This is a genomic window from Burkholderia sp. PAMC 28687, assembly GCF_001577465.1.
Lineage (GTDB): Bacteria > Pseudomonadota > Gammaproteobacteria > Burkholderiales > Burkholderiaceae > Caballeronia.
In genome coordinates this window covers 1,791,423-1,805,696 of record NZ_CP014505.1, presented here as the reverse complement: position 1 = coordinate 1,805,696, position 14,274 = coordinate 1,791,423, and the positions used below count along the sequence as shown (strand labels likewise).

At 61.1% G+C, this 14,274-nt stretch carries 13 protein-coding genes and 1 other RNA gene; 7 read left to right on the top strand and 7 right to left on the bottom strand.

Annotation, left to right across the window (positions count from 1 at the left end):
• Position 1: 1 nt before the first annotated feature.
• The 7 genes from AX768_RS08250 to trxA form a co-directional block, all read right to left on the bottom strand.
• Positions 2–1,765 (bottom strand): ArnT family glycosyltransferase, encoded by a 1,764-nt coding sequence (locus tag AX768_RS08250; protein WP_061999553.1) that lies wholly within the window; start codon positions 1,763–1,765, stop codon positions 2–4.
• 256 nt (positions 1,766–2,021) lie between these two features.
• The gene (locus tag AX768_RS08245; protein WP_056363961.1) at positions 2,022–2,276 is read right to left on the bottom strand and encodes a type B 50S ribosomal protein L31; all 255 of its coding nucleotides are present in this window, start codon (positions 2,274–2,276) and stop codon (positions 2,022–2,024) included.
• Between the two features lie 164 nt (positions 2,277–2,440).
• On the bottom strand, positions 2,441–3,265 hold the full coding sequence (locus AX768_RS08240) for a M90 family metallopeptidase (RefSeq protein ID WP_061999552.1): 825 nt from the start codon (positions 3,263–3,265) through the stop codon (positions 2,441–2,443).
• Positions 3,266–3,289: 24 nt separating this feature from the next.
• The gene (locus tag AX768_RS08235) at positions 3,290–4,837 is read right to left on the bottom strand and encodes an MFS transporter (RefSeq protein ID WP_061999551.1); all 1,548 of its coding nucleotides are present in this window, start codon (positions 4,835–4,837) and stop codon (positions 3,290–3,292) included.
• A complete protein-coding gene (locus tag AX768_RS08230; protein WP_062000874.1) occupies positions 4,837–5,316 on the bottom strand; it encodes a MerR family transcriptional regulator in 480 nt (159 codons plus the stop codon). Before AX768_RS08230 ends, AX768_RS08235 begins: the two co-directional genes overlap by 1 nt.
• 160 nt (positions 5,317–5,476) lie before the next feature.
• Positions 5,477–6,742, bottom strand: a complete 1,266-nt coding sequence (gene rho, locus AX768_RS08225) for a transcription termination factor Rho (protein WP_056363952.1) — start codon at positions 6,740–6,742, stop codon at positions 5,477–5,479.
• Positions 6,743–7,076: 334 nt separating this feature from the next.
• A complete protein-coding gene (trxA, locus tag AX768_RS08220; protein ID WP_031356443.1) occupies positions 7,077–7,403 on the bottom strand; it encodes a thioredoxin TrxA in 327 nt (108 codons plus the stop codon).
• Between the two features lie 381 nt (positions 7,404–7,784).
• Between trxA and ffs the strand changes: the two genes are divergently transcribed.
• The 7 genes from ffs to AX768_RS08185 all read left to right on the top strand — a co-directional run bounded on the left by ffs (position 7,785) and on the right by AX768_RS08185 (position 14,273).
• An RNA gene (gene ffs / locus AX768_RS08215) (signal recognition particle sRNA small type) lies at positions 7,785–7,883 on the top strand.
• Positions 7,884–8,082: 199 nt separating this feature from the next.
• Positions 8,083–10,602, top strand: a complete 2,520-nt coding sequence (locus AX768_RS08210) for a DNA polymerase III subunit gamma/tau (protein ID WP_061999550.1) — start codon at positions 8,083–8,085, stop codon at positions 10,600–10,602.
• Between the two features lie 125 nt (positions 10,603–10,727).
• The gene (locus tag AX768_RS08205) at positions 10,728–11,054 is read left to right on the top strand and encodes a YbaB/EbfC family nucleoid-associated protein (RefSeq protein ID WP_056363948.1); all 327 of its coding nucleotides are present in this window, start codon (positions 10,728–10,730) and stop codon (positions 11,052–11,054) included.
• 40 nt (positions 11,055–11,094) lie between these two features.
• Complete coding sequence (recR, locus tag AX768_RS08200; RefSeq protein WP_061999549.1) at positions 11,095–11,691, top strand: recombination mediator RecR; 597 nt, start codon at positions 11,095–11,097, stop codon at positions 11,689–11,691.
• A gap of 20 nt (positions 11,692–11,711) precedes the next feature.
• Positions 11,712–11,936, top strand: coding sequence for a DUF1653 domain-containing protein (locus tag AX768_RS08195; RefSeq protein ID WP_061999548.1), 225 nt, complete (start codon positions 11,712–11,714; stop codon positions 11,934–11,936).
• Between the two features lie 30 nt (positions 11,937–11,966).
• Positions 11,967–13,172: a CaiB/BaiF CoA transferase family protein gene (locus tag AX768_RS08190; RefSeq protein WP_061999547.1), complete on the top strand. Its 1,206-nt coding sequence runs from the start codon at positions 11,967–11,969 to the stop codon at positions 13,170–13,172.
• Positions 13,173–13,235: 63 nt separating this feature from the next.
• Positions 13,236–14,273, top strand: a complete 1,038-nt coding sequence (locus AX768_RS08185) for an ABC transporter substrate-binding protein (RefSeq protein ID WP_061999546.1) — start codon at positions 13,236–13,238, stop codon at positions 14,271–14,273.
• The last annotated feature ends 1 nt before the right edge of the window (position 14,274 follow it).

The window sequence follows — 14,274 nt, the reverse complement described above, 5'->3', positions numbered from 1 at the left end:
GTCAGTTCGTGCCCCGGCGCAACGGCTTCGGCCCAGGCCTTCTGACGGGCGGAACCGGCCGCTCGATGCGCACGTACAGCCGGAAGCGTTCGTCACGGTCGGCGACGCGGCGGCCTTCCCAGACGAGCTTCCAGACGAACGTGGAAATGGACGACGGCTCGCCGTAGTCCTGCGTGTCCTGGCGCAGGATGACGTCGCAGTCTTCATCGAAGGCGAAGTGCATGCCGCCGAAATACGCGAACGTTGCGATCTGCGCATCGCCCAGACGTACCGGGGAAATGCACGTGTAGTCGGCCGGGAGATGATCGGCAATCTGCTCCGCCACGTCGCGATACGTCCGGCTGTAGTTCACGACCGGCAGCCACAGTGTCATCAGCAGCACCCACATCAGCGTCGTGCCGGCGCTCGACAGCACCACGCTGCGCCACAAGACCTTCGGATGCCGCGCGAGGCGCCAGCGCGCGAGCGAGAACCAGCAGACCGTCACGGCGACCGCGCACACGAACGACAGGATCTTGAATTCAGGCTGGAACCCCGGCGCGAGGCGCGCCAGGTTGCGCGCGAGCGGCGCCGGGAAACCGTACAAGCCGGCAGTCCAGACCAGCCAGACGAAGGTGGCGAGCAGGGTGAAGCTCAGCATGGCGAACCAGTCGATGGCGTTGATCGCGCCGCGCTTGAGCGTGGGCAAGGCGAACGTGGCGAGCACCGACAGCGGCGGCAGCAGCAACATGAAAAGCCGGTTCGACTGATGACTTTGCAGGATCACGAGCACCAGCAACGGCCCGATCACCGATACCGGCACTGCCACGTGCGGCGAACGCCGCAGTCCCGACCAGCTCACGAAGGTCCAGATGGCGAGCGGCCATGCGGGCCAGGTGAATAGCGGCAGGTTCTTGATTGCGTAGGACAGCGCCGGGATCGGCGAGCCGGAGAACGCGTCGAAACTATGACGCCACCATTGGCGCAGCCACCACTCGCCGTCGTCCGGGTAAAGATGCAGCACCGGCCAGACCCACGCGCCGATCAGAATGGCCGCGACCGGCACGCCGAGCACGAGCAGATAAAACGGCCGCACTTCACGCACGATCACGGTCATGGCCAGCGTGCAGATCAGGAGTGCAAGCACCAGCACCGGACTGCTCGACAAACCAACAAGGCCGATCGCCGCGCCCCAGATGAGCGCGCCTTGAATGGGTTTATCGCAACTGCGCACGAGGCCGTACACGAGCATGGCGGTACCGGCGAACTGGGCAAGCTGAGGCGTGGTTTCGTGGCCACGCTCGGCAAGACCAAAGCAGGCGAGCAAAATGAGCAGGGCGCCGTCGGCGAGCGTGCGGCCGTAGTCACGCGGTTCCGGTTCGCCGCCGAACGCATACTTGAAGGGCTGCGCTTCGTCGCGGCGGCCGAGCAGATACGCCGTGTACCAGACAAACGCGCACGCAATACAAAAGAGCAGGCCGGTGACGACCCGCGAAGCGTTGCTGGCATCGACCCAAGGGCTCAGCAGGCGAATGAAACCCGCGCCGAACCAATAGATGAACGGGCCGTCGGAGGTCAGCGCCTTGCCGACCAGATTCGGCAATAGCCAGTCCTTGACGCTGCCGTTGGCCATCGTCCACATCACGCCGAAACCTGCCGCGTCCTCGTTTTTCCACGGATCGCGGCCGAACAGGCCAAACGACGCATAGACGATACAAATGGTCAGCAGCAGCCAGCGCGGCAGGGCGCTGGTTGCGGAGGCGGTCAGACGGATGACATTTCGCATGCGGTGGCGACAGGGAACAGAACGGATTGGGCGAAGCGGCGGCGCTGGATCAAGGCTGGCAAGCCCGGGAGCGCGCGGTTTTCGTGACGCTTTTTCGTCACTTTTTAGTTAGTGCAATTTTTAACGAATCCGGCATTGTAGACGGGAGCCGTCGCGTGCGTCGTTGCGGTGCGTAGACGACGGGCTTCCGACGAAAATTCAAGCGAAAAAAAAGGCAGCTTTCGCTGCCTTTCTTCAGTGCTGCAATTCTGCTGAATTACTTCTTCGACGAGAACGCTGCGAACTTCTTGTTGAACTTCTCGACACGGCCGGCCGTGTCCATGATCTTTTGCTGACCGGTGTAGAACGGATGCGATTCCGACGACACTTCGATCTTTGCCAGCGGGTACTGCTTGCCTTCGAACTCGCCGGTTTCGCGCGTGTTGATGGTCGAACGCGTAATGAATTTGAAATCATTCGACATGTCGACGAACAGCACTTCGCGGTAATTCGGGTGAATGCCTTCTTTCATGGTCTTTCCTTTGGTATCTGTTGGTAGCCAGCCCGCTCAACGTGCGCTCAGTATGACGTTTGTCACTTTTCCCGAGCGCGAGCCACTTGCCTGAGGTCGAAAACCGTGGATTATGCCAGAAAATCAGTCGCCTGGCATGTTTTTGGGGCCCTCTGGCCAGGCGCTTACGAAAGCGCGCCCACGTTCGCCGGGTCTTGCCGGTAGTAACGCGCGAGCAGCCGATACAACTCGGGATAGTCCCGTTCGAAGGCCGCCGGTTTCACGAACAGGGCCTCGCTGCACACCGCGAAAAACTCCGACGGATGGTCGGCCGCGTACGGATCGATCAGGGATTCGCGCTCGAAACGGTTCCATCGGCGGTCGGAAACGGCGTCGACTTGAGCGCAGAAATGGTCGTAGGCATGATCGAAGACATCGTTCCAGGCCACGGAATCGAGCGGCGCATGCCATTTGCGGTAGAGCGGCGGGTGTCCATCCGCCTCGCCGTTGAGCATGTCGATCTTGTGCGCGAACTCATGGATCACGACGTTGTACGCGTCCTCCCCGTCGGTCATCTGCGCGTCCTCCCACGACAACACCACCGGGCCGCCTTCCCAAGCCTCCCCGCTGGCGTCGTGTTCGATCTCATGCACCACGCCGTCCTCGTCCTCGACCGTTTTCTTGATGACGAACTCGCCCGGGTACACGATCACGCCCACCCATCCGCGATACAACTCCAGGCTCAGGTTCAGCACCGGCAGGCAGGCCTGCAAGGCGATGGAGACGATCATCGCGTCGGTCAGCGGCAGATCGTGCGCCGTCGAAAATTCCTTCTCGGCGATGAAAAGCGTCGTGTTCTCACGCAGACGCTCCAGGTCGCCAGCACTAAGATGGCCGAAAAACGGCAGCCGGTCGAACGTGGCTTGCCATAGCGCGTCATCGATCGCGTACTTGCGCAGCGCCCGTTCGCGACGATTCCCGCCGATCAGCCGGGTCAGAAAATTGGCCATGAGGTCCGTGTCAGTCTCTCGAATTCAGTCAATCTGTTTTTGCCATGCCGCGAACAGACCACCGCAAATCGCGACGCCCATCAGGAAATAAAAGCCATCGAGCGACGCCAGGAAACTCGCCTGCTGCGTAACCATACGGGAAATCGTCACGAGGGCGAGCGCGTGAGCCTCACCGGCCGTATGGCCGGCAGCGGCAAACCCGTGCGCCAGCGTGCCTGCGGCGTTCTGGAACTCCGGATTGTACGGATTCACGGCTTCGGCGAGCCGCGATTGATGCAGCGCCTGCCTGTGCTGCTCCACGATGATCACCGCCGCCGTCGCAAACGAGAGCGTCAACTGCCGCACGATATTCTTCAGCCGGTAGCCATGCGTGAACTCTTCTATGGCGAAGATCTTGAACGTGAGGTTCGCCACCGGCAGCACGATGAACAGCAACAGCAAGCCGCGCAGCAGCATCGGCAGGATGAGATCGATTTGCGCCACGCCCGGCGACATGCGCGTCATGATCCACCCGACCAGCGCTGCAATCGCAAACCCCGGCACGATGATCCATTTCTTCCGCGTGACGTACTTCGTATATTTGAAATAAAGGAAGAGCGCCGAACCCGATATCAGCGACGTCATCCCCACGAGCCGTCCGGCATTCTGAACTGGATAGCCCAGTCCTTGTTCCAGAAACCGCGAGATCAGATAGCTGAATCCCGTGGACTCGAAGTAGTAGAGCATGTACAGCACGAGGCCAACCTGGAACGAACGCTCGCGCAGCGCGTGAAGGCGAACGAGTGGGGCCGGGTGATGCCACTGATGCCACGCAAACCAGACCAGCGTGCCGATGCCGGCTGCCGTCAGCATCACGAGCGTCGGCGAGGTGGTGAAGTGCTCGAAGCGCACCTGTTGCATCACGATTTGCAATGCGCCCTGGGCGAACGCAAACACCAGATATGGCCAGAAGGACGTGGCGCCGCGTTCATCGCGATGAACATTGCCCGAATCGGGCAACGCGAGCATCGCAAGGCCCGCGAACGCGAAACCCACCGGCGCCGTGCATGCGAACAACGCGCGCCAGTCGAAATGCGATACCAGCCAGCCGCCGAACAACGGCGCGATCGCGCTGCTGCCCACGATCAGCAGCAGGAACGCGCGCGTCGCGCCGGCGCGTTTTTGCGGCGTGAAGCTGATCTGGATCAGGATGCGGCAGGCGCCCATCATCGGACCGATGAAGTAGCCTTGAAGGCCGCGTGTGAACGTGAGTTCCAGCGAGGTTTCTGCGAGCGCCGACAGGATCGCGCCGCACGCGTAGAACAACATGCAACCAGCCACGTATCGCCGATGCCCCAGCCGGTCGACCCACCATTGCTGCTGCAAGATCCCGAGCACGGCCGCGACCGCGTAAGCACTCGATGACCACACGAGCTCGTCCGGCGATGCATTGATGCCGCCCGCAATGTAGCTCGCGAAGAACGAGAAGATGGCGTTATCGAAGTAATCGAGGCCCGTTACCAGCGCCAGCACCCACGGGAAGAAGTCGCCTCGCAGCCGCTCGACTGCAAATACCGGCGCCCGCGCGCTCATTACTTCTTGCTCCCCGGTTTGGCGCGCGTCTTCGATTGTTGTTCGAGGAGCGCTTCGGCGGATTGGCCCGCAAGCCGCGCTTCCACGTAATCCAGATCGAGCCGCAGCTCCGCGCGTACGGTCTGCGCTTCTTTCAGTTCTCGACGCACGTTTTCGATACGGGTATCGATGGCATCGAGTTGCTGTTGCAAGCCGTTCTTGATTCCGGCCAGCGAATCCGGCGAATAACGGTTGTGGCCCGCATCGGTTTTTTCGAGCGGCCGCTTGAGCATCTCGACAATCCCGTGCAGCGAGAATCCGAGCGAGCGAAGCCGGAGAATGCGCCCAAACCGTTCCAGATCGTCTGCGTCGTATAGCCGATACCGCCCCTCGCTCCGGCTCGGCACAACAAGGCCGCGTTCTTCGTAGTATTTCAGCGTGCGGGGGGTGACTCCGAGCCGCTCGGCGGCGTCGCGCACGGTCAGAAGTTCTTCGGACATGACGTTGGCCGGTTTGCGTTCCGGTGAGAAAGGTTTCCCTGAATTATAGATCAACATGAACGTGAACGTACACGTTTGGAATCCTGGTATAGGTTTCGATGGGCGAAAAAAAACCGCCCGCAATGCGGACGGCTTTCGTGTTCGGTTGGACCGTCGGGGCTCAACTACCGCCGCGGCGCATCAGATCGAAGAATTCAGCGTTGTTCTTGGTCTGGCGGATCTTGTCGAGCAGGAATTCCATGGATTCGACTTCGTCCATGTCGTGAATGAACTTACGCAGCACCCAGACCTTTTGGAGCAGGTCAGGCTTGATGAGCAGTTCTTCGCGGCGCGTGCCCGACTTGTTCAGGTTGATCGACGGATAAACCCGCTTTTCAGCAAGACGGCGTTCCAGATGCACTTCCATGTTGCCGGTGCCCTTGAACTCTTCGTAGATCACGTCGTCCATGCGGCTGCCGGTTTCGATCAGTGCCGTACCGATGATGGTCAGCGATCCGCCTTCCTCGATATTGCGCGCCGCGCCGAAGAACCGCTTCGGACGTTGCAGCGCGTTGGCATCCACACCACCGGTCAGCACCTTGCCCGAAGCCGGCACGACCGTGTTGTAGGCGCGCGCGAGACGCGTGATGGAGTCGAGCAGGATGACCACGTCGTGCTTCATTTCGACCAGGCGCTTGGCCTTTTCGATCACCATTTCCGCGACTTGCACGTGGCGCGCGGCGGGTTCGTCGAAGGTGGAGGCGATTACTTCGCCGACCACCGAGCGCTGCATTTCCGTCACTTCTTCCGGGCGTTCGTCAATCAGCAGCACGAACAGCACGATATCCGGGTGGTTCGATTTGATGGCGTGCGCAATGTGCTGCAGCATCACGGTCTTGCCCGATTTCGGCGATGCCACCAGCAACCCGCGCTGCCCCTTGCCGATAGGCGAGATCATGTCGATGATCCGGCCCGTCACGTTTTCCTCTCCGCGCATTTCGCGCTCGAGCGGCAGCGGCTTGTTCGGGTGCAGCGGCGTCAGGTTCTCGAACATGATCTTGTGCTTCGAGGCTTCCGGCGCCTGGCCGTTGACCTTGTCCACCTTGACCAGCGCGAAATAACGCTCGCCGTCTTTCGGGGTGCGCACTTCGCCTTCGATGGTGTCGCCGGTATGCAGGTTGAAGCGGCGGATCTGCGACGGGCTGATGTAGATATCGTCCGTGCTGGCGAGGTATGAAGTCTCGGGTGAGCGGAGGAAGCCGAAGCCGTCCGGCAATACTTCGAGCGTGCCGTCGCCGAAAATCGTGTCGCCGGTCTTGGCGCGCTTTTTAAGAATCGCGAACATCAATTCCTGCTTGCGCAGGCGATTGGCGTTTTCGATCTCCAGGCCATTGGCCATTTCGATCAATGCGGAGACGTGCTGAGACTTGAGCTCGGATAAATGCATACGGATTTCCCGCCAGGGAGAAGAGGTACAACAGAGAATTTGGGAGGAGAAGTGAGCTGAACGCTCAAGGACCTAAACCGTCTTGGTCTTGCAGTCTTAGGATTCTAGCATAGCACATGCCGACGGAGCCTCGAAAAGGCCTGGTGGCGATGGAACGCGCGCATGTTGTGGTCGCACAACATTTAGCGGGAATCCCACAGGTGCAGCTAATCGCTTTTACTTGCTTTTCACTTGTGTGGCCTGGCACCGAAGCCAGGCCGTGCACCAATACAGACTTGCTGCTGAATCCGGGTCGCCGAATAAGTTGCCTGACGCCGGCGTCCCGGATTCGATCTCACAGGTTGCTGTCCAGAAACGCTGTCAGTTGCGACTTCGACAAGGCGCCGACCTTTTGCGCTGCAACCGCGCCGTTCTTGAAGAGGATCAGCGTGGGGATGCCGCGCACACCGAACTTCACGGGCGTGGATTGGTGTTCATCCACATTGATCTTCGCGATTTGCAGGCGGTCGCCATAATCCTTGGCAACTTCGTCGAGGATGGGCGCAATCATCTTGCAGGGACCGCACCATTCAGCCCAGAAATCGAGCAGAACGGGTTTATCCGACTTCGTGACGTCCTGGTCAAAGGATGCGTCGCTAATATGTTTGATCGATTCGCTCATTATGTAGATACCTCTCGGAATTCGAGGCCCGCGTTTGAATGCTCGCCACGATACACCAAAACAAGGAAATTGTTCTCCCGCGCCGCGGGGTGTAGAACCGCTCGCTTGGGTGGGCGCGAAACCGTTGCCGGTATGCCGCTTCTGCCCGCCACACGGTGTTTAGCCGGTGCTTCAAAATGTCATCTTAGCTTACTTTGCTATCCGTTGCCGGCTACCGATAGGATGTACCCGGACCTGCGTTTTTCAAGATCTCCAAGCCGGTTTTTCTGCGTCGATAAAGAGCGCGGCGAGCCATGAGGTGATGGGGTGAACGGGGGGGAACGCGAGGGCGCTTGAGGATGGGGGTACGCAATGCGTACCAGGTCTGATATGATTCTGCGTGACGGGCCTCCTCGCATGGTGGCGCGGTCAACCTGGTCAGGTCGGGAACGAAGCAGCCACAGCCGTTTTCTACCAGTGCCGAGGGTCGGGCTCGTCACCTTCGCTTCATCTCCCCTGTTTTTATCTCTGCTGTTTCCTCGCATCTTTCGCTCCAGCTCTTACTTCCTTTGCGTCAAATGTATGGCCGCCTGAATCGCATTTCAATGCGTTTCCCGCAGCGCGCCGAACGCCGTTCGAACCCGTGCCGTCCCGCCTTGGAAACGCTTTGGGCTCTTGACGTTGCTGATACAATTTCGGCATGACCTATCAAGTTCTCGCACGCAAGTGGCGCCCCAAATCTTTCGCCTCGCTCGTCGGCCAGGAGCACGTGGTGCGCGCGCTCACGCACGCGCTAGACGGCGGGCGGCTGCATCACGCTTATCTGTTCACAGGAACGCGCGGTGTCGGCAAGACGACGCTGTCGCGTATCTTCGCCAAGGCGCTCAATTGCGAGACCGGCGTGACCTCAACGCCGTGCGGCGTATGCCGGGCGTGCAAGGAAATCGACGAGGGACGTTTTGTCGATTATGTGGAGATGGACGCGGCCAGCAATCGTGGCGTGGACGAGATGGCGGCGCTCCTCGAGCGTGCCGTGTACGCCCCGGTCGATGCGCGTTTCAAGGTCTACATGATCGACGAAGTGCACATGCTCACGAACCACGCATTCAACGCCATGTTGAAGACGCTGGAAGAGCCGCCCGCACACGTCAAGTTCATCCTCGCCACCACCGATCCGCAAAAGATCCCGGTCACCGTGCTCTCGCGCTGTCTTCAGTTCAACTTGAAGCAGATGCCGGCGGGACATATCGTCGGTCATCTGGAACACGTGCTGGGCGAGGAAAAAATCCCTTACGAGGCGCAGGCGTTGCGGTTGTTGTCGCGTGCGGCTGACGGCAGCATGCGTGACGCGCTGTCTCTCACTGACCAAGCCATCGCATACTCGGCGAACCAGGTGACCGAGGAAGCCGTGCGCGGAATGCTCGGCGCGCTCGACCAGAGTTATCTGATCCGTTTGCTCGATACGCTCGCGATCGGCGACGGGCCGGGCGTGCTGGCTATCGCCGACGAAATGGCGTTGCGCAGCCTGTCGTTTTCCACGGCGCTGCAGGATCTTGCCGGATTGCTGCACAAGGTTGCATGGGCGCAGTTTGCGCCGGCATCGGTGCTCGATGAATGGCCGGAGGCCGGCGATATCCGCCGTTTTGCCGGTGCCCTCAGCGCCGAGCACGTGCAACTGTTCTATCAGATCGCGACCATCGGGCGTGGTGAACTGGGTCTCGCGCCCGATGAATACGCCGGGTTCACCATGACGCTGCTGCGGATGCTGGCGTTCGAACCAGCGGGTGGTCCGGGAGGAGGGGGCGGCGCGCGTGTCAAGGCTGCGGGAGCCGGCGTGAGCGCCACGAGCGTTCGCAGCGCGGCGCCGGGCGCGGTGACAGCCAGTGGTATTCGCGCTGCGGCCGACGTGACGCCGAAGGCGGCGGCCGCGCCGGAGCTCGATGCTGATGCACGCAGTCCGAAGACGATCGAGGCGCCCCTGGCCAGTGCAGAGGCTTCCGCCAACGCTCCTGAATCAGAAGCGCAGGCCGCGAAGGGTATCGAGGGTAGTTTGGCCGATGTTTCCGGCACGTTGCCAGCCGCGCCGGCTGATCAGGATGCGCCGGTCGAGCAAGGCACTGATGAAGCGCAAACTCCCGTCGATACCTCTTCGCTTCAAACCGCGGGACCGGAAGTTCCTTTAAACAGCGAACCTGCTGTTGCGGAAGTTCCCGAGCCTGAGCGGGCGCCCATGGCTGCTGCTGCACAGGAACTCGTGGAGCGCGTGGTAGCGGAGCCCAGCGAAAGCGCACCGCTCGAAAAAGTGGCAACAGCTTCTCTGCGGACTCCCGGTGGCGCGAGTGCGGCGCTTGATGTACTGCGCAGCGCCGGCATGCGGGTATCGTCGGACCGGGGCGCGCGTCCGGCAGAACAGGCGCGCAAGTCAGTAATGCCGAAGGCCGCGCCGGTCGTCCAGGTTCCGGTGCCACGGCGGCCAGCCGCGCCGCCCGTGCAGCCTGCGCCCGCGAGCGATGCCCGGCCCGACGCGTCCGCGCGCAACGCAAACGAGCCCGCCGGTGCCAATAACGGCAGCGCCGTTGCGCCGTGGGAAGAGATTCCACTGGATGATTATCAGCCGGCTTCATCGGACGATGGGTATTTCATGGCGCCGGACGACGGTTTCGTGCCCTCGTTCGAAAGCGGCCCCGACGACGTACGCTTCAATGACTCGCCTGGTTCGAGGACCGAGACCAAACCCGCAGCCAAGGCCGACACCCGTCCGCTCCCGCCGGCCGTCCCGCTCGATGCTATTGGCGTCACAGGCGACTGGCCTTCGCTGGCCGTGGACTTGCCGTTGAAGGGCATCGCTTATCAGCTTGCGTTCAATAGCGAGCTGACCGCATGCGACGCCGGATCGATCACACTGGTCGTGCCGGTTCCGCAATACGCGGAAAGTGCGCAAGTCGCCAAGTTGAAAGCGGCGTTGGCCGACAAGCTTGGCCGGCCGCTCGAAGTGGTCGTGAGCGTCGGGGCGGCGCGCCGTACGGCTGCGGCCGTCGATGCGGCTCTTCGCGCCCAGCGCCAGCAGCAAGCGGAAAAGGAAATCACGCAGAACCCGTTCGTGCAGTCCCTGATTCGCGATTTCGGCGCGAGTATCGTGCAGGGGTCCATCAAGCCGATCTCGCCGGAGAACGGCAGCAGCGCACAGGGCGGCGGGCAGAATGCGGCATCGGCGAATTGAGCTTTTAGAGAACATCGTTTCAAGCGCAACGAAGCGCACATTCTTCGCTGGCATGGCCATGTACTGAACGCCAGCCACGCAATAGACACCTATTTTCTATACCGTTTTCCCCAAGGAGCCCGATCATGATGAAGAACCAACTCGCCGGCTTGATGAAGCAAGCGCAGCAAATGCAGGACAACATGAAGAAGGCGCAGGACGAACTCGCGCTGATCGAAGTGGAAGGTCAGTCGGGCGCGGGCCTTGTGAAGGTAACGATGACTTGCAAGAACGACGTGCGCCGGGTCGTGATCGATCCGAGCCTGCTCGCCGACGACAAGGACATGCTGGAAGACCTCGTTGCTGCAGCATTCAACGACGCCGTGCGCAAGGCCGAAGCCACCACGCAGCAAAAGATGAGCGGCATGACCGCCGGCATGCCGATGCCGCCGGGCTTCAAGCTGCCGTTCTAAGCTGCCAGCACACCAACTCTCAGAGCAACGGCCACCGCGCATGAAACAACCTTCCGCCTTGTCGGCGCTCGTCGAAGCGCTGCGCGCTCTGCCGGGCGTGGGTCCCAAGTCGGCGCAGCGCATGGCCTATCACCTCATGCAGCATGACCGGCCAGGCGCTGAAAAGCTCGGCCGGTCGCTGATGTTTGCAACCGAGCATCTGCAGCACTGCGAGAAATGCAACACGTTCACCGAGGCGGCAATCTGCGAAGTCTGCAGCGATCCCGAGCGCGACGCCGAATTGCTCTGCGTGGTCGAAACGCCAGCCGACCAGATCATGCTCGAACAGACGCTGACTTATAGCGGCTTGTATTTCGTGCTGATGGGGCGGCTGAGTCCGCTCGATGGTATCGGGCCGAAGGAAATTCATTTTGATCGCCTGATCCAGCGCGCCACCGATGGCATCGTGAAGGAGATCGTGCTCGCCACGAACTTCACGAACGAGGGCGAAGCGACCGCGCATTACCTCGCGCAGACGCTGAAATCCAAGGGCCTGAAGGTGACGCGGCTCGCGCGCGGCGTACCGGTGGGCGGGGAACTCGAGTACGTCGATGCAGGCACGATCGCGCGCGCGATGCTGGATCGCCGTTCGGTATAGACCCGAGGACATACAACGACATGACCGAAGCAGAAGCACTGGCATTGGCCACACATCGCCATTACAAGGGCGGGTTGTATCGTGTGATTGGCGTGGCGCGGCATTCCGAAACTGAAGAGCCCATGATCGTCTACGAACATCTGTGGCCTCACGACCACGGCTTGTGGGTGCGGCCGGCCGCGATCTTCAACGACACGCTCTCAAACGGTTCGCCGCGTTTCCAGGCGCTCGAGATTCCGCTTTAACAAGTCACAAACAACAACGCAGGAGACACCATGAGCGCAACCTCGGGACCGCTCGCCGGCGTCAAGGTGCTCGAACTCGGCACGCTGATCGCCGGGCCGTTCGCCTCGCGCTTCATGGGCGAGTTCGGCGCTGACGTCATCAAGATCGAAGATCCGAACGGCGGCGATCCGCTGCGCAAATGGCGCAAGCTCTATCCGGAAGTGGGCGGGACGTCGCTATGGTGGGCCGTTCAGGCGCGCAATAAAAAGTCGGTGACCATCAACCTGAAAGCCCCGGAAGGCAAGGAAATCGTCCGCCGGCTGGCCAAGGAAGCCGATATCGTCGTCGAGAATTTCAGGCCGGGTCTGCTCGAGAAACTCGGGCTCGGTTATGAAGTCTTGTCCGCTGAAAATCCTGGCCTCGTGATGGTGCGTTTGTCCGGATATGGGCAGACCGGGCCATATCGCGACCGGCCGGGATTTGGCGCGATCGCCGAATCCATGGGCGGATTACGTCACATCACGGGCTATCCCGATTTGCCGCCGCCCCGGATCGGCATTTCGATCGGGGATTCCATTGCTGCGCTTCACGGCGTGATCGGCGCACTGATGGCGCTGCATCACCGGCAAGCGAACGGTGGCAAAGGGCAGGTCGTCGATGTCGCGCTTTACGAAGCCGTCTTCAACATGATGGAAAGCGTGGTGCCGGAATATGGTGTGTACGGCATGATCCGCGAGCGCACGGGCGCGTCGCTGCCGGGTATCGTGCCGTCGAATACGTATCCGTGCCGCGATGGCAGCATCGTGATCGGCGGCAACAGCGATCCTATCTTCAAGCGTTTGATGCTGGCGATCGGCCGCGAAGATCTGGGCAACGATCCGACGCTGGCATCGAATGATGGACGTGTGCCACGTACGCGGGAAATCGATGATGCCATCCGCGTGTGGCTGTGCACGCGCACGATCGACGAAGCCCTCGCCGTGCTCAACGCTGCCGATGTTCCCGCGGGACGCATCTACAGCGTGGCCGACATGTTCACCGACCCGCAGTACATCGCGCGCCAGATGATCCAGCGATTTTCGTGGCAGGACGGCCGTGAGATCGCCTTGCCGAACGTCACGCCAAAGCTCTCGGAAACGCCTGGCGGAACACGCTGGCTCGGACCGCAACTTGGTGAACACACCGATGAAGTCCTGCAATCGCTCGGGTATGATCCTGACAATATTGCAAGATTGCGGGCGGACAGGGTGATTTGAGCCTCCGCAAAATATCTCGGCGTTCAAACCAAAGCCTCGAAAAATAAAAACGAAGGAGACAAGATGCAACGCAGGACTTTCATCGCAAGCGGCGCGGCGCTCGCTGCCGGGACATTGATAGACACCCCATTCGCGTTCGCGCAAGCGAAGCTCGAGCATCCAAAGGTTTTGATCGCGGTCGGCGGCAAGAACCTGTTCTACTACTTGCCGCTCACCATTGCGGAGCGCCGCAACTACTTCAAGGACGAAGGGCTCGAGATCGAAATCTCCGACTTCGCCGGCGGTGCGAAAGCGTTGCAAGCCGCGGTGGGTGGCAGCGCGGACGTGGTGTCGGGCGCGTTCGAACATACGCTGCTGCTGCAGGCGAAGGGGCAGATGTTCCGCGAGTTCGTGCTGCAAGGGCGCGCGCCGCAGATCGTGCTGGCTGTGTCGAAGAAAGCGATGCCGAACTACAAGGGCATCGCCGATCTCAAAGGCAAGAAGATCGGCGTGACTGCGCCGGGTTCGTCGACGTCGATCATGGCGAGCTTCGTTCTGGCAAAGGCCGGGCTCACCGCGAGCGACGTGTCGTTCATCGGCGTGGGCGCGGGAGCGGGTGCGGTCGCTGCATTGCAGTCGGGACAGATCGATGCCATGGCGAACCTCGATCCCGTCATGACCAAACTGGAACGCTCCGGCGACATCCGAGTGATCTCGGACACCCGCACGCTCGCCGATACCCGCGCGGTCTTCGGCGGCGACATGCCGGCAGGGTGCCTGTATGCGTCGCAGAGCTTCATCACGAAGAATCCGAACACTACCCAGGCGCTCACCAACGCGATGGTCCGTGCACTCAAGTGGCTTCAGACGGCAACGGGCAAGGACCTGATCTCGACGGTGCCCGAGGCATACTTGCTCGGCGACAGTTCGCTTTATCTGGATGCATGGCAGCACGTGAAGGAAGCCATGTCGCCCGATGGCCTGATGCCCGCAAACGGCCCTGCGACGTCGCTCAAGACGCTGCAAGCCTTCGACGAAACCGTAAAAAGCAAGCCGATCGACCTGTCGAAGACGTGGACCAACGACTTCGTGAAGAAGGCGTTGACCTCGGTCAAGGCATAAG